Genomic DNA, 21,874 nt, shown 5'->3' with positions numbered 1-21,874 from the left:
TCAGAAAGACTTCTCTCGTGCTTTAACTTCGTGATTACCTAACTGGAAACTGGATTTTGTTCGTATTGATAACAATCATGCCGCAGATAGGGCTGTTTTTGATGCATTTTTTCAGAAAAAACTTCGCTGCATTTTTTAAAATCATAATAGCTTATGCCATATTTTTAGTGCCAAAATACTCTGCGAAATTACTTCGCCCTGGAAATGCCACCAATTAAACGATTTTGAGTACATATTACAAAACTCTAATGAGAAATAAGTGTAAAACCTAGTCTAAAGTTTTTGGCAAAATTATTAAATGATAATTAAGACTAAATTTATATTTATTAAATATTAAATTAATATAGTAATCTCAAAAGCTGAAATAGCCTAATTGGCAGTTTTAACAATACATACGTTCTTCAGTCTCACAAAACGACCGTTTCTGAGACTCAACCCTTAAAAAGAAATCATCATTATGAAAATGGCGCCATCTAAAGGAAATAAGTTTGGTGGAGCAATGGGAATAGTCCTTTATATGATAATAATAAGTAAATTATAAACTACTTATCGTTTTTGCAACGGAGCCTTATTCCCTGCTTGTTGCCTGCTAGCGTAGTTATTTTCTAACTGTTCCCAGTTAACCTCTAAATATCAATGCTTCTTTATTGCAAAGTAACATTATTATTTGTATGAGCGCCATGGATTGAGAATATCCACGCCGGTTGCTTCAAAATCGCTTTTATTGTGAGTGACAATTGTCATTCCATGAACAAGGGCACTCGCGGCAATCATAGCATCTCTTTCTGAGCAAGGGTTTGGCACATGCAGCTTTGCTGTCGCCCTGGCTATAGCAGTATCTATAGGAATAATGCGCTCAACAAAGGCAGGCAGCACATGAGAATCAAACCAGGCTCTAAGAATAGAGCCTGGTTCTGGATCTTTTCTTTCTTTTTTTAAAATCCCCATTTCTAATTCCAAAATGGACACAACTGAAATAAACATTAACGAAATATTTGTTTTTCTTGCCCACAAAACGACATTATGATTTGCCTTGCCTGATTTAGCTTTGCGCAATTCAGAGACCACATTCGTATCAAGAAGGAACATTAATCAAAATCCTCAGAAAGAAAAATCTTTTTACTAAGCTTTTCTGGTTCAAAATCAATATCAGCTACTTTAGGCATAGCCAACAAATCAACAATAGTCTCTTTTTTAGACGTAAGCTTTTCATAATCTGTAATAGTCATAAGCACATGTGCAGCGCGTCCTCTGTCTGTAATAAATACAGGTCCATCTTGCGTGTCACGTTTTATCTTACTCACATCTTGGTTAAATTCTCTACTCGTCACTGTTTTAATCATTTTTTCACTCTTAAATAATCGTAGTTACATAACTACAATAAATAATAGCATACTTGTAACTACATTACTACATAATATTTACCTACTAATATAGGTATTACCCCGTACTAATTTGGGCGCTGATGCAAAAAGTTAGTTGTAATATAATTACTTCATTTGAGTAGGTGATCCGAAAAAAGCCTTGTCGCGTCAACTCTTTTGGACTACCGCAAACTAATTTGTTATCAATTGAAGAAGCAATTAGTAATCATTGCGCTAGCGCCTGAGAAAGCTTTGCAAACAAGCGATAGTGGTCACACTATATGCCTATACCAAGAATTTTTAGGTTGGTTTTATTGAAAGCTGTCGTTCTACAATAGTATAAAAAGGCCCACGTTTAGCACAAACGTCAGGAAATTTCATCGCGCCTAAACACTTTAAAATTTAATTTGAGAGTAAAAAATTCTTTTTTGAATTAATCAATATTAGCTAGAGTCTCGAAAAACGAACCCTTTTTGAGACCTATTTTACTTATAAATAAAATACCTCAAATCCATTACTTATAACATAATTGACCTCCGTTGCTAAACAAACGGCTGCTATATAATGAACCATCCCACCCCTAAATTGGCTATTATAAATTGCCAATTTAGTAGATAGTTAGCCTTATTTAATAATTCCTTAACCTTAATTATGTAAAATGATGATTATTATTTTTAGTGTTAAATAACTTATGCCGCCGATCAGATCTTTACAGGATGCTCAACGTGTCTGGCAACGGTTTAATGCTAAGTATACAGATTTAACTAAAGGAATAAGCACAAAGCGTAAGAGATTGTATGAAGAAAGCAAGACGCCAGCTGATTTAGAAAAGAATCAGGGAAGTTATCAAAAGGCTGCTTTTATGATTCAGCGTGCCTGGAATCGAAAAAGAGCAGCAGATGCGTTCATTACAATCAACCCCAAGGGTAACCACACCGGTAATTTTAATCATTTATTAAATCCTCAGGCAACACAAAAAGTCGTTAAAAAATCGATTAATAAAGTAAAATTAGAGGCCTTATACAAGGCTGTACAAATAGGTGATTGGACTCATGAAATATTTAAAGACCCAACCTTACCACAATTAGCTTTATCGCTTTATGCTTCTGATAAGATTTCTCAACAGCAGCTTTATACACTATTAGAATATGCACAAACTGCAGTTGATTTTCCTTTAAAAGGTGTATATCGAATTTTAGACGAACATAATGATTTTACTTTAGAAGCCAAACAAATATTGTTACCCGTTATACAAAAACGCTTTTACCTAGAAGAGATGAGCGCAAGCCAAGTAGAAGATTTCCGTTTATTAATTGCTTCTTTACCCGTTTCAGAGCAAGTTTTTTATACAAATGAGCTAGGTAAGCTTGAGCATGAAAAGAATGATGGTAAAAGTACTGGTAGACGAGTAATAAGTATAGATGGTCTTTATTTAAAAGATGAAGATAGTCTAGTGAATTTAGCGTGTGGAGCGCGTGATGCATTAGGTATAGCTCGGTTTGGTTTAGAGGAATACGTAAGGCCAATGCCTAGGTTAGGTAAAATAAAATTAGACGATATAGAGCATGGTATGAGACATTTTGCTCGTTATGCTTCTATCCACTACCCTGACACCATACCTTATGAGGATGGTGACATTCATGGCTATATAGGGGTATTAGGGTTGGAAGCACTTGGTCATGATATTTATCATAGCCATGCGATTTCTGTATCACGTAAAAATCACATGCTTTGCTTTTTACGTTTAGTTGATGTTGCTCGCCAGGCAACTGGTTTTAAGTGGTCTAAGGAAATATGGGAGTGGGTCGATCAAGATTACGTAGCTTTATTCCATTATAAAGAAAAATTTAACTTAGAAACAATTAATAATTATTCTATTGAACTTATGACTGACCTTTTTATGGAAGTATTAACCTATGGTCAGGGTAAAGGTAATATTGCTCTATCAGGAGGATTTCTAATAAAAGATGAGCGATTAACATGTTTAGGTGCTCTAATTTTTATAGACATGATTACTAATCGAGAAGCATGGTTAGATTTATATATAGATCCAGAAGCCATAATAGATGAGCCTTTTAAAACTAATTATGATGCGATTAAAAATATTTATAGTCTTATCAAAAATGATAAACCGGAGATTCAGGTTTTAAAGAGTTTTATTTATTTAAGTTGGAAGGGCGATAAGGAGATGGAGAGGTTATTCTATCAGTTTAATGATATGATAAATGAATGTAGTCATAGTGATCTTTTTTCGAAAGAACTCAAATTTACTAAACTAAAACGAGAAGATGTTAGTCAAGCAAGGGCTATCGAGTTTGTCAATACTATTGGGCTTTCTTTTAGTAAAGATAAAATAATATTGCCACAAACTAAACCTTTAGATAGCGCTATAGAGAATCTACTAAGTAACTTCTGTAAAGTCACATATACCGATGTAAGTGTTAATAAACTTCAAAAACTGGAAACTTATTTAAAATATAGTTTGCTAGTATTAGATTATGACTTTTCTGAAGCTAAACAATATACTAATTACTGCAAACAGGGTTATTCAGACTATACCGCTCAATTTAAAGTACGGCCATCTTTTGGCGCGTGGCTTAAAGCAAATCCTATTAAATCACTGTTCTTATCTTTAACTATAGTCGGTATAATGATAGTAGGCCTTTATGGACATTTTGCTACAAAGCGGCAAAAACAAGAGCAAAAATTACTTTCTAAAGAGAATCAAGAAAAAAAGACAACTGAGTTAGCTTTAGAGAGCGATGAGCGCAGGTTAGTCATTAAAGACAGTGAAGACAGTCCATTATTCTTAGAAAAAAAATCTCCACCCACCAATTATAAAAAATGGCGCGAATTACGCTCACAACAGTATGAAGAAAAAAGAGCTAGAGAAATAGTAGGCAGTGATGACAAATTAGAATCTGCCCTCCCAACTCCAATAAAAATGTAGGTTAATATGCAAGTCTCGGAAAACGACCTTTTTGAGACTCTACGTCGCAACTATCCCAAGTATTTATGCACTTAGCTTGTACGTATTACGATCTTCATCAAGTCTTAATTCTAGCCAACTGCCATTGTCCTTAAACCAATAAGAAAGCGTGTGAATGAAGGCAACGATAGCTAAAGCTTCGAGTAGCTACGCCATCAAAAACGCGTATCTCTAAAGTGCCTAAATTAGGGCTAGGTTGTAAGTCCCACCATAGGTCATGTAAGGATTTAATGGAATCGCATAATTTAAGTATTTTGCACATGGATCTACATCAATCAACTTTTTTATCGCTCTTTGTGCATGTACTGTACTCATTATTTACAGTAATGGGGCTCGCGCCATTTGTGCCAATATAATATATAGGGCTCTGTTGCAAAAAATTTAATTTGGTAAAAATCAAAAAAATATTTTTCACCTGTATAAATAAGGAAACCTAAACTACTCAATTAAATTTCCACTTGAACAATAAAATTACTTAAAATTTGACTTCAAAAATTCACTTTTAAAAAGGCAAAATTTCTTTGCAGCAGAGCCAGAAGATCCATTTGGGCTGTTACCCAAATAGCCTTACCTAAACTCGTTTTGTAACCTGCATTAGAAGTTATCTCTAAAGCCCCTGACATTAACTATTTACCGCATAGAATTAGAGATTAATAATTTATTTAAGCCATGTCGACTTATTTGGTAGGTAATCGTTTTCTGAGCCATCTTTCTTTGATTTCTTTACTTCATCTTTATTATAAGATACAAAGAAAGATAATGGTGACGATGCATTTGAGTGATTGCTGTCTTTGGTCACCTGATTTTTTTGCTTATCATTACTCTACTTAAAACTGCTTATTGCCTCCTCTAGAAGTGAATCTTGTAGCTCTGTGTTTGTGTTCAAAGTGTTATCTTGCTGATTTAGTCTAGGCGGCGATTGGGCAAAAAAACCATATGGGCTGTAGGCCACATAACCGTTTAACTCATTATTTAAAGTATTAGCATCATTAAAGCCTTGCTGGCTATAGGCCTGCTCATCTGATAATCCTTGCTCAGATTCTGCCATCTCAACATCACCCTCTCTATTATTATCTGAATAAGGATGATTGTCATTGATAGGTAAGGTTGCTGCATTATTTTCTTTGTCTCTCTTTCTTTTTTTAGGTTGTGGCTGCTGTTTTAGTTCTCTTTGTTGCCGCCATGTCTGTGCCTGTTTCGTAATGTATTCTACGGTAATAGCCTGACCCTCGACCTCCACCCGACCTTTCAGCACCTCGCCGCCCTTATTGTTCTTAGTTGATGTGACAGTGCTTGGAGGAAGGCCTGTATAAATGTCGCCTGTTCCTTCATAAACCCAAACCATGTCAGGCTCTTTCTGCCGCTTTTTCTGTGCTTTTTTAGTAATGTATTCTACGCTAAAGGTCTGACCATCAACCTCTACCTGGCCTTTCTGCACCTCGCCGCCCATATTGTTCTTAGTTGATGTGACAGTGCTTGGAAGAAGGCCTGTATAAATGTCGCCTGTTCCTTTATAAACCCAGACCATGTCAGGTTCTTTCTGCCGCTTTTTCTGTGCAGCCTTAGTAATGTATTCTACGCTAAAGGCCTGACCATCAACTTCTACCTGGCCTTTCTGCACCATTTGGCCCCTACTGATCTTAGTTAATATTACATTGCTTGGGGGAAGGCCTGTATAAATGTTGCCTGTTCCTTCATAAACCCAAACCATGTCAGGCTCTTTCTGCCGCCATGTCTGTGCATGTTTAGTAATGTATTCTACGGAAATGATCTGACCATCAACCTCTACCTGGCCTTTCTGCACCATTTGGCCCCTACTGATCTTAGTTAATATTACATTGCTTGGGGGAAGTCCTGTATAGATGTTGCCTGTTCCTTCATAAACCCAAACCATGTCAGGCTCTTTCTGCCGCTTTTTCTGTGCATGTTTAGTAATGTATTCTACGAAAATGATCTGACCCTGAATCTCTACCAGGCCTTTCTGCACCTCGCCGCCCCTGCAGTTCTTAGTTGATGTGACAGCGCTTGGAGGAAGGCCTGTATAAATGTCGCCTGTTCCTTCATAAACCCAAACCATGTCAGGCTCTTTCTGCCGCTTTTTCTGTGCATGTTTAGTAATGTATTCTACGCTAAAGGTCTGACCATCAACCTCCACCTGGCCTTTTAGCACCTCGCCGCCCATATGGTTCTTAGTTGATGTGGCACTGCTCGGAGGAAGGCCTGCATGAATATTGCCTGTTCCTTCATAAACCCAAACCATGTCAGGCTCTTTCTGTCGCCATGTCTGTGCTTTTTTAGTAATGTATTCTACGGTAATGGCCTGACCCTGAACCTCCACCTGGCCTTTCATCACCTCGCTGCGCTTATGGTTCCTAGTTGATGTTACATTGCTTGGAGGAAGGCCCGTATAAATGTTGCCTGTTCCTTCATAAACCCAAACCATGTCAGGCTCTTTCTGCCGCCATTTCTGTGCAGCCTTAGTAATGTATTCTACGGTAATAGTCTGACCCTCGACCTCCACCTGGCCTTTCAGCACCACGCCGCCCATACGGTTTTTAGTGGATGTGACAGTGCTTGGGGGAAGGCCTGTATAAATGTCGCCTGTTCCTTCATAAACCCAAACCATCTCAGGTTCTTTCTGTCGCTTTTTCTGTGCTTTTTTAGTAATGTATTCTACGGTAACGGTTTGGCCCTCGACCTCCACCTGGCCTTTCAGCACCTCGCTGCGCTTATGGTTCTTAGTTGATGTGACAGTGCTTGGAGGAAGGCCTGTATAAATGTCGCCTGTTCCTTCATAAACCCAAACTTTATTAGGTGCCTTTGAGGTGGGAGTTTTTCGTTTACGTTTACGTGCGTCAGAAGGCAAAGACATGGGCTGATTATTATTGTTATTATTAACTGTTAGCCCAGGCGCACTAGGCTCTAAGGGATTATCTTCATGCAGAGCGTTAGCCATGATTGATCTGAACTGCTCATCTATAAGTTCGCTTGGTATCGAATCTAAGACATTTAAGTCAATTTCCTGTCCGCTAGAAGTAGGCGTTTCAGAGGTCGTTTGTTGAGAGGTATTAGTAGATGCATTTTCATTTAATTCATACTCAGAGGAGGAATCGCCATACATAATTACTATCCATTTATAAACCAATTAGATTAATATTTTACCACTTTAGGATTAAGAAATAATTAACAACAGCAAAACAATTTAATAGCTATCTTGTAGGCGACAAGAATGATTAACAGCTCTGTTACAAAAAATTTAATTTTGTAAAAATCAAAAAAATATTTTCCACTTGTATAAATAAAGAAGGGCGTGTTGCAAAAATAAGATGGTTATATACTAGGCAAATTTAGCTGGATATTTCTGTGAGCTTAGAAAATCCCTTAGTTTTCAAATGGTGTCATTTTCATGGTGAAGTAATTTTGCAATGCGTGCGTTGGTATTGTAAGTACGGAATCAGTTATCGTGATTTAGAAGAAATGATGGGGGAACAGGGCATGTCAATTGATCACACCAGCATTTATCGCTGGGTTCAGTACTATGCGCCCGAACTTAAAAAACGATTAGATTGATATAAACAACCTTACTCTAGGAGATGGCATCTCGATGAAACGTATGTCAAAGTCAAAAATGAAGCTTCATTTATCAACCAGTTATTTCACATTTAAAGCTGAAATTTGCCCTGAATTTATGTTTATGCGACTTTTATAGTTTTTGTAACACCGCCCTTTAGGATAAGAGAAATTATGGCGCTGTTGCAGCATATATCATCTATCATAAAACGAACGTTTTTTGAGACTATCTTTAAGAAAAAACCTTTTCTGCCAAGGCTTCTAAGGTTGGTTGTTTTTCTCAACTCCCTTAATAAATTAAAGGGCTCTGTTGCAAAAAATTTTCGCCTTTTTAAAAGTGGGATTTTGAAGTCAAATTTTAAGTAATTTTGTTGTTCAAGTGGAGATTTAATTAAGTAGCTTAAGTTTCTTTATTTATACAGGCGGGCTGATTAAAAAAATCGCAGCCTGCGCGCTTTGGCTTTCAGCCTTCCCTGGCGTGCAGTATAATATAAGCTACCTAATTTAAACTAGGCCCTTAATCATACTGGGCTCAATCTCTATAACAAGTTCGTTTTTTAACTACTTCCAGGCGCAGGTGCTAGGATTGCCAGCAACAAAATAGCATTTATAGCCCTTTCCAGATGGTGAAAACTGCGTAGGAATTTCTTCTTTATTTATCGATGTTGCACGTATTAAATCAAAATTTAATATACCTTGATCATGTAAATTTTCACTATAAGTACATTGCACGCTTCCTGACTGACCTGGGATGATAAACACGTAGCTTACAGCATCATTGGGAATGTTCGTTAATGTGGATTGTTGAGACCCACCCTGATCAAAGATCCAGCCACCTACATTTACCTGCCAGGATAAACCAGGTGCTTCATGTGAAAATGCAGAAGCTGGTGGACATTCATTTGGTAGAGAGCTTGCAGCTGCATTTAGAGAAATACCTAATAATGGAAATAATATACGCTTCATTTCAAGTGCCCTGCCTATTTTCATTGAAATTTAATTTGGTCAGTATGTGTTATTCAATGCAGCAAATCAACGTTCTGTATCATGCTTCATGTTTGAACAATTTATCGTATTTACGGTAATGCGTCAAATCTGTTGACTAAATATTTCTTTCAAACTCAAAGTGACGCTATTAGGAAATGAATAAGAGCCATCAGGTTTAATCTCATTATCAACCTAAACTAGGGTTTTATTACTCTAGCTCTAGATTATCGGACATTTCCCAAGCAGCATATTTAGCTTCATTTTTCGGTGATGATTCCAATATATTGATATGATAAAATTGTACTTCCTCTTTAGAGTAGTTAAAAAAAATGACAAAAATCAAGTTCTATGTCCCACTTGTCATTCAACGCAAGTTGCTAAATTTGGTTTTACTGCAGTGGGTAAACAGCGTTTTCGCTGTGATAATAACAATTGTCCTAAAAAGACCTTATTCTGACTTATACCAATAAGGGTTATTTACCCGAAGTTAAACGAAAAATTGCAGAAATGGCGCTTAATGGGAGTGGTGTTAGAGATATGGTTCGTGTTTTTAGTGTAGGTGTAAATACTGTTTTGAATGAGTTAAAAAAAGAGTGGCTGACCTTGAGTGTATAAATTATACTTTTCTAAAAGAAAAAAAGCAGGCCAATAAATTACTAACGGTTCTTCTTATTAAAGTAGAAGAAGTACAATTAGATGAAATGTGGAGTTTTGTTAGCTCTGTTACAAAACGACATTAGTTTATAATTTAAACCAACTCGGTTAAACTAATCGAAACATAAGATGCGAACAACAAAACCTATTGCATTCAAATGGCGTCATTTTCACAGTGAAGTAATCCTGCAATGTGCGTTGGTACTGTAAATATGGGATTAGCTATCGGGACTTGGAAGAAATAATGAGAGAGCGTGGCCTTGGCCTTGATCACACGACTGCTTATCGCTGGGTCCAAAATTATGCGCCCGAACTTAAAAAGCGACTTCAATGGTATAAGACGCGTTATTCTAGGCGTTGGCATTTGGATGAAACTTACATCAAGATTAAAGACGAATGGAAATACCTTATTACCAGGGCAAGGATTTCAATCGATGAAAACCGCCTATGCGACCATCAAAGGATTTGAAATCATGCAGATGTTTAAGAAAGGACAATTTAATAGCTGGATGTACGGAACACGTACCGAAGTGTCGTTTATTGATGAACAATTTGGCCTATACAGCTGAGATCCGCCCTAAACTTAGTAGTTTGCAAATTAAAAATTTCTTGCAACAGAGCCATTTGTGGCAACCTTCAAGATTATCTGAGTCCCATTATCCGCATCGTTTGCTCTGATTCATTCTCACATTCATATTTTCCTCTATCTTCTAGCTTAGAATATTTGTAGCAATATGCAATACCATATAAGTGCCCAGACATTTCATCAAAGACATTGTTTTTATATTGTAACAATTTTTTTCCATACTCTCGGAAGTCTTCTGCCAAATTCTTTTTTTCAATCTCAGAAAAAGAACCCGTGATACAACAATATACAAGGTATTGATTAGATTTTCATAAGCGAGATTAAATTCTTTTTGTAATAACTTACAAACTTCAAAATCATCTGCTTGAATTTTATATTCCCAATTAATCGTTCAGGTAATTGATTTTTATAAGCTAGCTCAACAGCACTTCTAAATTTATTATAAACTACTTCAACTTCCTCGAAGTGTTTAATTAATTAGATAGTCTTATTTGTAAAGTTTCATTTGAGTTAAAAAAATTACCAGGCATAAATTGATTGCCTTTTGACTAAAAGGCTTTAAATACTAAATCAATGAAACCAAAAGTCAATTCAAATTAATGATTATTATGACGCCCGCCTCCAATGTAATGATTATCTCAAAAAACGACCCTTTTTGACATCCGAACTTTCTTTTTATTTAGTATTCCAAATATACATGCAGAAAATCCCCTTTTGTTAATTTTCCTCTACGGCATGCAGTGTTACTTATTATTCAATTTTTGGACATAAATATGGTTGCCGAAGTTTGGGTTTATCAGGGAACCGCAATAACTTACCTTGATATAGTTGATATTAATTCACTGACTAACGTCAAGAAAGGGAAGAATGGCATGGGGGTGGCAGGGAAATTAACCGATGCCTCAAGACAGGCCATTCAATTATAATACATCACTAAGAATGCACAGCAAAAGCGTGCCGGCATTTGGGTCTATGCAAAAACCGCTCGCCCCTACGAGGCTCCTTTTGAACTAAGTCATTTAACCGATGTTAAGGAGGCGAAGGGCCTGATAGTGGAAGGCAAGTTAAAGGATGTCTCGGGACAGGAGATTTGTTTACAATATATTACAAAGAATGCGAAATATATACGGACAAGAAAGGAAAAATTTTATAGAGCTACGATATATTCAAGTAATAATGAGTTAGCTGTTCCAAATGATAACCTAATATCAACCAACCACCCTAATCCTACCAGTCCATACTCCCCTTCTTTTTTTGTTAGCAATAACAAAAGAAAGCGAGCTGACCGAGTGAATGAGCAACCTGTCTTAGCACAAAATCATAACGAGCAGCTTTTCTCAGTACTCGCGCATGAACTCTTTCATGAAAACTCTGAACTATTTAATGACTCAGAGAATAGCCAAGCTATAAGCAAAATGGCGCAAGAATTAGCAACATATTCTTCTTCCTCTACCTTAGCACCACCTGGCTTTTTCTCATTAAACGGGACTCAGGTTGAAGAAATAGATAACATTGAAGAAATTGATGTCAGAGAGTAAGACAGAAAAAAATCGAAATATTAAAGGCTCATCTCGTTGCGAGTACTAAACATTTAATCTTTAAGTACTGTTTTATAAGTCATTGGCGTCATTTCATATCATTCGATACGCACACGCATATATCAGGTTACCAGGATTATCAAAAAACGACCTTTTTTGTGACTCTACGTTGCAACTATCCCAAGTATTTATTCACCTAGCTTGTTCGAATTACAATTTTCATCAAGTTTTAATTCTTTGTTTGGCTTATCTAACATATAAATCATAATTTTTTCTTGCATCAAAGCCTATCTATTAAACAAGAAAAGCGACCACTTTCTATCACCAATTTCCAAGCATTGTGCTACGTAAGAAGTGGTACCAGGATCTAAGAGTATTCATTTCATCCAGAAAAATAATCTGCTAATGTTGGTACACTGATAATTTAAAAATACTTTAAGCGCTTACTGCTGTTGTGCTGACCCTTTCTCAATTAATAAATTCTTAATACAATTGTATTATAATAGTGCTTATTATATATTAATTTGGCATAAACATGGTTGACAAAGTTTGGGTTTATCAGGGAACCGGAATAATCTACCCTAATACAGTCGATACTAACTTATTAACCGATACCAAACTAGCAAAGAATGGCATGGTAGTGGCGGGTAAATTAACCGATGCATCGCAACAGGTGATTGCCTTAGAGTACATTATGAAGGACACGCAGCGTCAGCGTGCTAACAGAATTTGGGTTTATGAGCAGACGGGCTTTACTTATGATATCCCCTTTAAGGTAAGTGATTTAACCGATACAAAGCTGGAGAATGGCTTAGTGGTGAGAGGTAAATTAACCGATGCATCGCAACAGGTGATTACCTTGGAGTACATTACGAAGAGCACGCAGCGTGAGCGTGCTAGGATTTGGGTTTATCAGGGAACCGAAATAATCTACCCTAATACAGTCGATACTAACTTATTAACCGATACCAAACTAGCAAAGAATGGCATGGTAGTGGCGGGTAAATTAACCGATGCATCGCAACAGGTGATTGCCTTAGAGTGCATTACGAAATGCCGGGCAGCGTAAACGCGCAAGGCGAAAAGACAAATCATTAAGTATCACTTCTATAAATCCAGAAGAAAATTCATCAACTGAAATGGAAATAGTAGAAGATGTTTCTAGCTTCGAGAAAAACCAAACAGAACAGCATGTAGATGATTATTTTACAAGGAGTAATGAGTTAGCCGTTCCAAATGATAATCTGATATCAACTAATCATACTAATCTTAACAGTCCATACTCTCCCGCTTTTTTCGCTCACGATAACGACAGAAGAGTACTTAACCAAGTAGGTGAGCAACCTGCCTTAGAAAAACAAAATCATGACGGTAAGCTTTTCTCAATACTTGAACATGAACTCTTTCATGCAAGATCTGAACCATTTAATGGCTTAGAGGATAGCCATAAGATAAGGCAAATAGCGCAAGAATTTAAAACAACTGCCTCTTCCGCTAGCAATAAAAAAAGAAAACGACTTGACCAAGTGAGTGAGCAACCTATCTTAGAAGAGCAAAATCATGACGAGCAGCTTTTCTCAGAACTTGAGAATGAACTCAATAAACATACTGAGTCATTTAATAGCTTAGAAGATAGGCACCATATAAGCCAAATAGAACAAGAATTAAAAAGTTCTTCCTCTAATTTAGCACCATTTAGCTTTTTTCAATTAGGCGAAGAGCAGGCTGAAGAGATGGGTGAGTTTGAAGAAATTTATGTGAGAGACAGCAAGAAGTCGAGACAGAAATAGTAAATAACTCCCTTGCCTGCCTTATTTGTATTAGTTTCGATGTAATCTAACACGCCACTTGCAAATGATGAAGCCTGTGGTGAAATACAAACAAATCACCTGTGCTATTTATGTTCACAAGAAACCTTTTAGGCCGAGCTGCAAAATTATAAGGAGCCTAAAAAATATTAATTCTAAGTATAATTCAGCTATGCACCTGAAACAATTATTTAATAAATGACACTTCATTACAGTTGTCATATATCCAACTATTAAAATGACCTTTTTAATCGAATCGAAGCGTAAGCTGTTTTCATGGCTTTAAATCCTCTTACAGGATTAATCACTTGCTTAAGTTTACCGTGATCAGCCTCTAATAAAATCGTTTCTTGCAACAGAGCTCTTTATAGAATAACAATGGCTCACTCTAAGTATTAAAATAACAGTCTCAAGAAACGACCTTTTTTGAGACTTTTCACCCTCATAATTCCCTACTACAAATTCCCCTTATTTGTCAGATTTTTCAGGTTACTATTTTTATTAAATATGAGTCTGCTGCAAAAAAAGCTCAACCCACAAAATCATAAATTTTAGGTAGGGCTCAACTGTAAAACCCAAGTGTTCATTGATAATGATACTTTGTTAGGATTGTCAATCAGCCATTTATTAAATTGCCCTTTTTTACAACAGAGCTGCAAAATATCTTTTAATGCCCTATCGCGAGTTTAAAGCCTAGACCCTTAACAATTGCACCAAACGTATCCAATCTGGGGTTCCCTTTTTTAGAAAGAATATTATAGAGATTCTGTCGATTTAACTGCGTTTTTCTTGCTAGTTTTGTAATGCCACCTTGAGCAAGAGCAATATTTCGTAAAGCAACAAGCAAAGCTTCTGCATCATTATCTTCTTGATACTCTTCTAGAGCAAGCTGCAAATAGCTAAAAGCTTCATCTGAATCTTTTAGCGATTCAATAAATTCATCGTGATAACTTGCCGTATTTTCTAAAATTTGTTTTTTATTCATGATTTCGCTCCAATAACTCGCGCCAATATGTTTTTGCCTTTTGAATATCTTTAGATTGACTGCTCTTATCACCACCACATAATAAAATAATAATAACATTATCTTGCTCGGCAAAATAAATTCGATAGCCATAGCCAGGGCCAGGGCCAAAATCCAATTTTAATTCGCAAACTCCCTCGCCTAGAACTTTATATTCTCCATAATGACCTAACTCTACTCTGTCTAAGCGTCTCCGTATTCTATGACGAGTAGTCGCATCTTTAATGCTATTTATCCAATCAACAAAAGGTATTTTTCCAGATTGGGTTACATAGTTTCTTAGAGTTTTGTTATTTTTCTTATTTATAATTAATTGTCTCTTATAAACGACAATATGTCAAGGGTCACAAAGTACTATAAAACGAACGTTTTTTTGAGAGGAAGATTTCTTTCGGAAGATCAGCCACCAGGGGTAAGGGAGGGCTGTTTCTCTGGGTATAGACTCTGTAAATGCTCCTGCTTTTTCTCAAAATATTGCTTTAACTTTGGAACCTCAGTAATCCACTCCAGCTGACGTTTTGAACCGCCTACCCCAATACCATATGTAAATCCAAGTCCGGATGCAGAGTCATTATCATTAACTACAACAGGAAATTCTTCCTTACCATAATAATAAATACGAGAACTATGCTCTATTGGTAAATTGTATTTCACTAATTTTTTAATATCGTTAGCCAACGCAAAGCGATCAATCGCAGGTAAGCTTCGTTGTAAGTAACCAATTACTTGCACAAAAAATAAGGTAATTTTTCAGGTAAATTTTCAATTGCATTATTCTTCCATTGTTCATCTAATAACTCAAAAGCATGAATCAATGTACGATAATTATAATGTATTTGTGGTTTTACAATACAGCCAGCCTTAACATTTTTTCTGAATGCATTTATTTGCCTAATTAGTAAAGTGAGAAGCTCAGATTTATTTTAAGTCAAGTGAAAAATATTTTTTTAATTCTTATAAAATAAATTTTTTTGCACATGAATAATAAATATCAGAAAGAATGAGCTTATGGTGTAAATCCTAATAAGAGGATAGGTAATTGATTTTAAATCATTATCTACGCTAGTTCTTAATACCAAAATAACAGGAATTTATGATGATTTACGGTTATGTGCGCGTTTCCACTCAAGAGTAAAGTGAGGTAAGCTTATCCTTTTGAAGGCGGAGTTACTTTTTTTATATCTTTTCCACCATACCACGAAGGCGCATCGCTTGCTGGAAAAGTCTCTTTTAGTGTTTCGTCTATGATGTCTTCATCTGATTTGTTGGAATTCAAATCATTTTTCTTCAGTTGCTGATCTTTTTTCTTTTTCCGATGATTCATGAGATCCCTCAATTACAAGTTTTAATTTCCTTATATACTTATTATAACATTCTTCTGTATCTCAAACTAAGAAGAGTCATGGAAAGTCCAAGCTTTAGTATAAAAAATCGGCTTCGTTGCAATTCGTTTAAGCCTATTTCGATTATCATCAGATAATATATGTCTTTTAAACTCCTTGCTTGTGCGATTAGATCGTTGATAAAGCTAGCGTTAGATGAGTTTAGCCAAATTTTTATCATTTGTGACGCTACATCCATTAATAAGCAATCCCGTTATGACTGCTATAATTTAAAAATATAAAGAAGCATTGTTTTGAGGCATACAAATAATGTTTTATGCAATTATAAGAATTAACCTAGTGGTTGATATTAAGAGATTCGAAGATTTAGTTGTTTCAAAAACAATAAATCATTGTACAGGTATCGCTTTTGTAGATTCTTTGCAACAGATTAAGGAAGCCGCGGTTAAACTGATTCCTGTGGCATCATCTACGTTTATCGCCTGTGCTACTGAAAACAAAAAATCTCCTCTATGTATTAGCAAATATACAGATGTTAATAACCTTATACGAGATATGGCGTTTGAATGGACTGATTGCGAAGATGTCTTAATTCTACCCGTGAAAAGTACGAGCAAAAAAGAAAAAATATATACAAAAACCCATCAGACTTTAAATGCAGCGACATCTTTATTTTATGGTAAAAGTTCTAAAGATCATTCCTCTGGCTCCATTGCTATACTATCACTAACAGAATGTCTAGAAACAGATAAACTTTTTTGTTCAGGCGACATACTCTATCAAGACCTTATTTATTATCACCAGCCACGCATTTTTGACTGTGCAGATGCTTCTATGAAGATGTTAATAGACTATCATATACAAAAATGTGATGAGCTAAAATACGACATTTGCTTGCAGCCACGAAAGGAACTCAAATTCAACTATGATAACAGGCCAATAAAATTATTTTCGGGAAAGAATTCTGCAGATTTAAAAAGTTATAGCGATTTTTTAAATGATATTAATCTAAAAAAATCTATTAAAAAAGCATCTATTAAAGAAGTATTGCCTGGCCACCTTACCTATTATTTATATAACTTCGGTCCTTTAATTGTGAGAACTGATGAAATCGGGGGGCATTTCATGGTAGTCAAAGGAATAATAGGTAATCGAGTTTTAATCGATGATCCTTGGGCTGGATCGAATATCCTTGTTAAATTCGATGAATTTAATAAAAAATGGGACGGCACGATCGTTTATTTTTCAGCTGGATATAGCAAATATATTGAAAAGCTAAATCAACAGAAGAATAATCTTACTTAATGACACTTTGCCATGATCTGCTTAGTGCAGTCTGAAACATAAATTTCTTCGCTTTGTAAAGAGGTCGGTTTTTAAAACAAACCTTGTATCGCCATTTATCACCAATAGGTGACCTTCAGGCAGGTAGAAAGGTATACTTTCACAAATGCTTGCTATCATTAAGGAAGCCCTGAAATTGCCATAGTCGCTATTGCGAGGTGCTATTTAAGATTCCAGGTACGATAATGACAAGGAAAAGATTTTACATCTCTATCAACTTGGCGTATCTCTACAAAAATTATTGCAGTGCATTTAGGCAATAGAAAATACTTATCATTTAAGGCCTTTATTACTAAATCAGATAATAAGAGCGAGTCATGTTGTGTTTCATAATTAAATCAAAAGGCATATAATTAATCATATTTGTACGAAAATGAGCTTTAATTGTGGTTAACGTAACTATCGATCCAACTAAATTGTCTAAAAAGGATTCAACAATTCTCGGCAGACTACTAAGTCAAGCAGATAACGGGCGCTATTTTTCCAAATCGAACTCTTATCCTGTGAATATTGATGGCGTTGAATATCGGGTGAAGTTGAAATACCCACTTTATAAAGAAAATGAAAAAAATAGCCGAGTGTTAATTAGAGAAATAGGAAGTGGCGGTGAAGCGAAAGCTTATTTTGCCGAAACGGTTATTCTTAATGCTGAAAGAAAAGCTATTTTTAAAGATGATCCGCAACATCAGCGTGTAGTGAAGGTCCATCGTTCAGAAGGTGTATTAGTGTTCAGCAATGAATCGGTAGAAGACGCCACAAAAGGGGCTGCTAACGCTAAATCTAGGGAGATTGCTGAGATTACGGCAATATATAACCCCTTACATACCCAGGGAAGTGTTGTTTATGAAAAGTTTGCAGGAGAGGACAAAGATTATTTTTATAATAATATTATGCACTTGGTTGCAGGTAGGACATTGGCGGATATCATAAAAGAGCAAAAGAAACTTACACCTGAGATGCGTCTCGCTATTTCAAGGAAATTGCTAGAAGCCATAAAGGAAATGCATGATCATGGCATTATTCACACAGATATTAAACCACAAAATATCATTGTTGATTTGGATTTTCAAACTCATACGGTAAAGTCTCTGAAGCTCATTGATCTTGATACTGCCGAGAAAAAAGAGAAAGGCTATTCTCGGGGGAAAACAGAGCAATATAGGAATCCTCAGGCAATAAATAATGAACTCCCCGAAAAATTAGATCTCTATGCGGCAGCAATAAGTTTATTACAGGTCTGGGGAGTTCCGGGAGATAAAGTGCGAACACCAGAGGATTATGATAAAAAGAAACAGTTTCACGCTCAAACCAAAATAAATGATCTGGAATTACCAGAAGAAACACGTAAAGCTTTAGAGACGATGTTTGAGGAAATGACTCATAGTGAATCAAAAGAACTCATTGAGGACTCCTTGTCCCGTTTGCTTGAAATAGAGCTGGACTATAAAAAACAGGTATCGCGATTGCCAGAAAATATCGTAAGCTCAATACAAAATGCCAGAATAAGAGGTCAGGAAGTCAAAGACTATTTTAGAAAATCTTACCCTTTTCTTGCTGATATTGAGTCACTTAAGAAAGACATTATTAGCATTTTAAATGGCATAGAAGATAATCCTTTCAGCACCTATGAATTAAGCAGTACTCTAGATAGTCAAGCTTTACAACAATGCTTAAGCATTGATGAAGCTAAAGCTTTTATAACATGCCAATTGGATTTGCTGGCAGCTAATAAAGGAGAATTGCAAGCTAGCGAACCCGAACATCCTGAAAAAGAGAAGTTATTAAAGAAAATAGCAAAATGCCAAACTCTTGATGAGATAGTAGCTTTTAATGCCAAATACTCCGACAGAATTCAAGATAAAAAATTATATCATCCGCATGATAAGGAAAATTTTAAGGATATTATCTTTGCCCGTCTTAAAGAGGCAAACAATTATCAGGATCTACAAAAATTGTTTCACAGTATTAAAAACAATGAAAAATTCTTAAAATCCGAACGTGGTACCTTTATGAAAATGTTTGGTGAATATGGCGCTACAAAAAATTGGATAGACATCATGCAAAGATTTGAAGAAAAAGTTTTTGAAGTGGCAGCGAAAGAATTAAGCGATAAAATGCCTGAATACAAAGATTTGAGTACGCTTGAGCAACTTTCATTTATAAGAGATCAATTTCGTAGGCGATATCTGCCTTTTTTCTCTGAGCAGACTGGCCGTATTTTTCAAAGTGACATCGTTGAGAAATTTAATCAGATGTTAGAAGATAACTTGAAATTGTCATTTCAGGTTGTCTTTGATGTTTGAATAAAAATCTATAATTAATAGTTGAGGAACTATTTTATAACATGATGAATCATCCTAGTTTACTTCCTGTAACATTGTAGGTCCGAAAGGGGGACTTGCGTTTACAAGAACGCCAACACGTGCTTTTATATTTACTTTAGAAAACGTCATGCCATCTTTTTTGGCTTCTAATACATAATCTCCTGGCGGAATGTTGGGAAACGCGACACCGCCATCGAGTGATGTCGCATCCAACTTTCTAGAAAATGGGTTTGTTTTCTGGGTAATCGGTAAAATGCCAAAATAAAAGGGTTTTGCATTTATAGCCGGAGATAGAGTGACTTTAACACCTTCAATGCCTTGTGGAAGGTCATCTAACGTTTTATTAGGAGGCGTAATAGTTGCGGCAATCTGGCACGCATTTGGATCTTCCTTAATTCCCATGGCTAAAGAAAAAAACTTATAAGCTATATTTGAAGGCACTTGAAATGAAATATTTTTTAAAAAATTAGCATCGTTAATTCCTTCAGGTGGAACAATTAATGTAGCCGTTTGTGTGGTTTTATATCCTGACCAAAAAGTTCCTGGCTTTTCAAAAACTAAAGTAATAGGCTGTCCAGCAGGCCATTCAAATGGTCCAAATAGCCCCTTAGAATTCGTTTTAAATTTTAAAATTTCATTCTCAAGGACCGTAATTGTTGCATCAGAAATTGGTTTTTCTGATAAAAATGAACGTGCAAAGCCAGATATTAAGACTGTAGGCTCTTTTATATCACTTTGCATAAATTAATTCCCTTGGAGATTTTATATACTAAATTAGTGTAGCAAACAAATAAAAAATAAGAGTGATTTTTATTTCTCAGGACCTCTTATTCTTTGAAGACCTCTTTTGAAAATTATGAGCTGATATTCCTGTTCTAATAATATACTGAATTATTAAGTGCCCGAGCGCTCAGTTTTCAAGAAAGATAAAACAACACAACACGTGTTCGAACTTTGTATTCACTAGGTTAGGTTATGAAGTAACTAATTTGTTTTTGAATAGCTACTTTAATAACGTCCAGCTGCTGTTGGGCAAATAATTTTATTAGTGATGGCCTTTCTGGCTGTCAAATCAAGCTGCAATAGCCATCAAGTCGCTGCTCTTTTATACTTTGTTTTGAGTTATTTAAGTCTTCCTGCTGCTTTCTGAGATTTATATATTTATTTGCAAGTAATTTAAATTTATCCATGTCTTGATCACGGATTAAAAAGAAGTTCTCTTTAAAGTATTCAGGATTATTAGTTAGAAAATCAGGGAATTTTTTTAAATGATCTTGTAGGTATGTATAATTATTTAAATAATACCAACCTATCATGGCCTCAAAGTTGTTTGGATTTTTAGGGTGAGTATTAACCATGTTTTCTACAATACTCACAATATGATCGATGCTAGCTCTAATTACCTTCTGTTTTGCCTCAAGATCGTCCGGATGCAGTCTGAAAAAAGACAAATTTTTCATCCAGTTTTCTTTATATGCGGTGTATTCATTTTTAGTATAAGAGGCTATTTCTTCTTTCAACCAAAAATTTCTATTGGTTGGCAAAGCATAGTCTTTTATCTCCAACGGTTCTTTCATCTCATCAGCAATTTGTTTAGCGGCTGCTAAATAGAAACCTAATTTTCCCACGCCGGAAGTGGATTCATTTACTTTATAACTGTACATCTCACCGTTATCAAACATATACAGATTTTCAGGATGAATATTGACACCAATTTGATTACAATAACGGAAAAGCAATATGATTCTGTCGAATTCCTTAAGACCAATGCTTATATTAATTTGTGCATTATCCGTCGTTGAAAAAGATGATTTATAAATTTCTGAGATATGCTCACACTTAGCCTCAATCCCATCCAAGAGATTTAGTCCAAAAACTGCATCCCTTGCTGCCTGTCTCACCGAATCAATAAAACCTATAAAACTTAGGTGGAAAAAACGAGCATCCGCACTATATCCAAAATCTAAATTGTCTATTTTTTTAATCAGCACTGAAAGTTCCGGTAGGTAAGAACATATAAGATAATATAATAATATTAGGTAGCGGAAAATAGTCGTTGTCGCGAACTAGAATTTTATACTCATGATAAGCTTGTTTAGCTGGCTTTTGTGAGGAAACCCCAGATTGTCACTAAGTTTCTAACGCCCCTTTCTGAATAACAAACTCCCCCGGCTTTTTTTATGTAGACACTTATCGCCTTACTATTCCATAAGGTAAAAGGCAGAGCTAATTCATCAGGAGTGTTGCTGGGTAAAACGTCTATTCACGGAAGTCAGGGCTAAATTGAATGATAAGGACGGGAGATGTTCGTCGAGCAGCTTTTCAATGTTAGTCACGCTAGTG

The 21,874-nt window shown here is 35.8% G+C and carries 19 protein-coding genes and 3 pseudogenes; 11 read left to right on the top strand and 11 right to left on the bottom strand.

All coding sequences use genetic code 11. The features are described 5' to 3' along the window. Window positions 1-663: 663 nt before the first annotated feature. Together ACQUW5_RS04545 and ACQUW5_RS04540 are read right to left on the bottom strand one after the other, a co-directional pair. On the bottom strand, window positions 664-1,089 hold the full coding sequence (locus ACQUW5_RS04545) for a type II toxin-antitoxin system VapC family toxin (protein WP_444990017.1): 426 nt from the start codon (window positions 1,087-1,089) through the stop codon (window positions 664-666). After that, a complete protein-coding gene (locus ACQUW5_RS04540; RefSeq protein WP_444990016.1) occupies window positions 1,089-1,343 on the bottom strand; it encodes a type II toxin-antitoxin system Phd/YefM family antitoxin in 255 nt (84 codons plus the stop codon). The genes ACQUW5_RS04545 and ACQUW5_RS04540 overlap by 1 nt, the downstream gene beginning before the upstream one ends. Window positions 1,344-2,055: 712 nt before the next feature. Here ACQUW5_RS04540 and ACQUW5_RS04535 point away from each other — a divergent pair. Continuing rightward, window positions 2,056-4,314, top strand: a complete 2,259-nt coding sequence (locus ACQUW5_RS04535) for a hypothetical protein (RefSeq protein ID WP_444990015.1) — start codon at window positions 2,056-2,058, stop codon at window positions 4,312-4,314. 862 nt (window positions 4,315-5,176) lie between these two features. Here ACQUW5_RS04535 and ACQUW5_RS04530 read toward each other — a convergent pair. Next, window positions 5,177-7,474, bottom strand: a complete 2,298-nt coding sequence (locus tag ACQUW5_RS04530; protein ID WP_444990014.1) for a hypothetical protein — start codon at window positions 7,472-7,474, stop codon at window positions 5,177-5,179. Between the two features lie 242 nt (window positions 7,475-7,716). Between ACQUW5_RS04530 and ACQUW5_RS04525 the strand changes: the two are divergent. Further along, a pseudogene (locus ACQUW5_RS04525) lies at window positions 7,717-7,998 on the top strand (IS6 family transposase); the annotation flags it as partial. 486 nt (window positions 7,999-8,484) lie between these two features. Here the strand turns inward: ACQUW5_RS04525 and ACQUW5_RS04520 are convergent. Continuing rightward, window positions 8,485-8,889 carry a hypothetical protein gene (locus tag ACQUW5_RS04520; RefSeq protein WP_444990013.1) on the bottom strand — a complete coding sequence of 135 codons (405 nt, stop codon included), beginning with the start codon at window positions 8,887-8,889 and terminating at the stop codon, window positions 8,485-8,487. A gap of 310 nt (window positions 8,890-9,199) precedes the next feature. Between ACQUW5_RS04520 and ACQUW5_RS04515 the strand changes: the two genes are divergently transcribed. The 7 genes and pseudogenes from ACQUW5_RS04515 to ACQUW5_RS04485 all read left to right on the top strand — a co-directional run bounded on the left by ACQUW5_RS04515 (window position 9,200) and on the right by ACQUW5_RS04485 (window position 13,478). Then, window positions 9,200-9,367: an IS1/IS1595 family N-terminal zinc-binding domain-containing protein gene (locus ACQUW5_RS04515; RefSeq protein ID WP_444990012.1), complete on the top strand. Its 168-nt coding sequence runs from the start codon at window positions 9,200-9,202 to the stop codon at window positions 9,365-9,367. Continuing rightward, window positions 9,361-9,525 carry an IS1-like element transposase gene (locus ACQUW5_RS04510; protein ID WP_444990031.1) on the top strand — a complete coding sequence of 55 codons (165 nt, stop codon included), beginning with the start codon at window positions 9,361-9,363 and terminating at the stop codon, window positions 9,523-9,525. Before ACQUW5_RS04515 ends, ACQUW5_RS04510 begins: the two co-directional genes overlap by 7 nt. Window positions 9,526-9,693: 168 nt before the next feature. Beyond that, window positions 9,694-10,133: pseudogene (locus ACQUW5_RS04505) on the top strand (IS6 family transposase). A gap of 790 nt (window positions 10,134-10,923) precedes the next feature. Then, entirely contained in the window at window positions 10,924-11,076 is a 153-nt protein-coding gene (locus ACQUW5_RS04500) for a hypothetical protein (protein ID WP_444990011.1), read from the top strand. A gap of 126 nt (window positions 11,077-11,202) precedes the next feature. Beyond that, entirely contained in the window at window positions 11,203-11,688 is a 486-nt protein-coding gene (locus ACQUW5_RS04495; RefSeq protein WP_444990010.1) for a hypothetical protein, read from the top strand. Between the two features lie 535 nt (window positions 11,689-12,223). Next, on the top strand, window positions 12,224-12,757 hold the full coding sequence (locus tag ACQUW5_RS04490) for a hypothetical protein (RefSeq protein WP_444990009.1): 534 nt from the start codon (window positions 12,224-12,226) through the stop codon (window positions 12,755-12,757). A 70-nt stretch (window positions 12,758-12,827) separates the two neighbouring features. Continuing rightward, on the top strand, window positions 12,828-13,478 hold the full coding sequence (locus ACQUW5_RS04485; RefSeq protein WP_444990008.1) for a hypothetical protein: 651 nt from the start codon (window positions 12,828-12,830) through the stop codon (window positions 13,476-13,478). Between the two features lie 205 nt (window positions 13,479-13,683). Here ACQUW5_RS04485 and ACQUW5_RS04480 read toward each other — a convergent pair. The 5 genes and pseudogenes from ACQUW5_RS04480 to ACQUW5_RS04460 form a co-directional block, all read right to left on the bottom strand. Further along, window positions 13,684-13,837: pseudogene (locus ACQUW5_RS04480) on the bottom strand (IS6 family transposase); the annotation flags it as partial. 326 nt (window positions 13,838-14,163) lie between these two features. After that, window positions 14,164-14,481, bottom strand: coding sequence for an addiction module antidote protein (locus tag ACQUW5_RS04475; RefSeq protein ID WP_444990007.1), 318 nt, complete (start codon window positions 14,479-14,481; stop codon window positions 14,164-14,166). Further along, complete coding sequence (locus ACQUW5_RS04470; RefSeq protein ID WP_444990030.1) at window positions 14,474-14,773, bottom strand: type II toxin-antitoxin system RelE/ParE family toxin; 300 nt, start codon at window positions 14,771-14,773, stop codon at window positions 14,474-14,476. Before ACQUW5_RS04470 ends, ACQUW5_RS04475 begins: the two co-directional genes overlap by 8 nt. Before the next feature lie 146 nt (window positions 14,774-14,919). Next, window positions 14,920-15,252: a hypothetical protein gene (locus ACQUW5_RS04465; RefSeq protein WP_444990006.1), complete on the bottom strand. Its 333-nt coding sequence runs from the start codon at window positions 15,250-15,252 to the stop codon at window positions 14,920-14,922. Window positions 15,253-15,667: 415 nt separating this feature from the next. Beyond that, window positions 15,668-15,844, bottom strand: a complete 177-nt coding sequence (locus tag ACQUW5_RS04460) for a hypothetical protein (protein ID WP_444990005.1) — start codon at window positions 15,842-15,844, stop codon at window positions 15,668-15,670. Between the two features lie 328 nt (window positions 15,845-16,172). On the opposite strand from ACQUW5_RS04460, the gene ACQUW5_RS04455 reads away from it, so the two are divergent. Beyond that, window positions 16,173-17,168, top strand: coding sequence for a cysteine peptidase family C39 domain-containing protein (locus ACQUW5_RS04455; RefSeq protein ID WP_444990004.1), 996 nt, complete (start codon window positions 16,173-16,175; stop codon window positions 17,166-17,168). Window positions 17,169-17,593: 425 nt separating this feature from the next. After that, entirely contained in the window at window positions 17,594-19,510 is a 1,917-nt protein-coding gene (locus ACQUW5_RS04450; RefSeq protein WP_444990003.1) for a protein kinase domain-containing protein, read from the top strand. A 54-nt stretch (window positions 19,511-19,564) separates the two neighbouring features. Here the strand turns inward: ACQUW5_RS04450 and ACQUW5_RS04445 are convergent, their stop codons facing one another. Beyond that, window positions 19,565-20,272: a carboxypeptidase regulatory-like domain-containing protein gene (locus tag ACQUW5_RS04445; protein ID WP_444990002.1), complete on the bottom strand. Its 708-nt coding sequence runs from the start codon at window positions 20,270-20,272 to the stop codon at window positions 19,565-19,567. A 326-nt stretch (window positions 20,273-20,598) separates the two neighbouring features. Continuing rightward, the gene (locus ACQUW5_RS04440) at window positions 20,599-21,522 is read right to left on the bottom strand and encodes a hypothetical protein (RefSeq protein ID WP_444990001.1); all 924 of its coding nucleotides are present in this window, start codon (window positions 21,520-21,522) and stop codon (window positions 20,599-20,601) included. Between the last annotated feature and the right edge of the window lie 352 nt (window positions 21,523-21,874).

Source organism: Legionella pelazae, assembly GCF_052527395.1.
This window is presented reverse-complemented; position numbering and strand designations above follow the sequence as displayed.

What these genes read in the sequence shown, in the direction of transcription:
- ACQUW5_RS04475 (WP_444990007.1), bottom strand. Translation starts at nt 14,481, where the DNA reads ATGAATAAAAAACAAATTTTAGAAAATACGGCAAGTTATCACGATGAA.
- ACQUW5_RS04545 (WP_444990017.1), bottom strand. Translation starts at nt 1,089, where the DNA reads ATGTTCCTTCTTGATACGAATGTGGTCTCTGAATTGCGCAAAGCTAAA.
- ACQUW5_RS04540 (WP_444990016.1), bottom strand. Translation starts at nt 1,343, where the DNA reads ATGATTAAAACAGTGACGAGTAGAGAATTTAACCAAGATGTGAGTAAG.
- ACQUW5_RS04490 (WP_444990009.1), top strand. Translation starts at nt 12,224, where the DNA reads ATGGTTGACAAAGTTTGGGTTTATCAGGGAACCGGAATAATCTACCCT.
- ACQUW5_RS04530 (WP_444990014.1), bottom strand. Translation starts at nt 7,474, where the DNA reads ATGTATGGCGATTCCTCCTCTGAGTATGAATTAAATGAAAATGCATCT.
- ACQUW5_RS04455 (WP_444990004.1), top strand. Translation starts at nt 16,173, where the DNA reads ATGTTTTATGCAATTATAAGAATTAACCTAGTGGTTGATATTAAGAGA.
- ACQUW5_RS04520 (WP_444990013.1), bottom strand. Translation starts at nt 8,889, where the DNA reads ATGAAGCGTATATTATTTCCATTATTAGGTATTTCTCTAAATGCAGCT.
- ACQUW5_RS04500 (WP_444990011.1), top strand. Translation starts at nt 10,924, where the DNA reads ATGGTTGCCGAAGTTTGGGTTTATCAGGGAACCGCAATAACTTACCTT.
- ACQUW5_RS04445 (WP_444990002.1), bottom strand. Translation starts at nt 20,272, where the DNA reads ATGCAAAGTGATATAAAAGAGCCTACAGTCTTAATATCTGGCTTTGCA.
- ACQUW5_RS04460 (WP_444990005.1), bottom strand. Translation starts at nt 15,844, where the DNA reads ATGAATCATCGGAAAAAGAAAAAAGATCAGCAACTGAAGAAAAATGAT.
- ACQUW5_RS04535 (WP_444990015.1), top strand. Translation starts at nt 2,056, where the DNA reads ATGCCGCCGATCAGATCTTTACAGGATGCTCAACGTGTCTGGCAACGG.
- ACQUW5_RS04515 (WP_444990012.1), top strand. Translation starts at nt 9,200, where the DNA reads ATGATAAAATTGTACTTCCTCTTTAGAGTAGTTAAAAAAAATGACAAA.
- ACQUW5_RS04485 (WP_444990008.1), top strand. Translation starts at nt 12,828, where the DNA reads ATGGAAATAGTAGAAGATGTTTCTAGCTTCGAGAAAAACCAAACAGAA.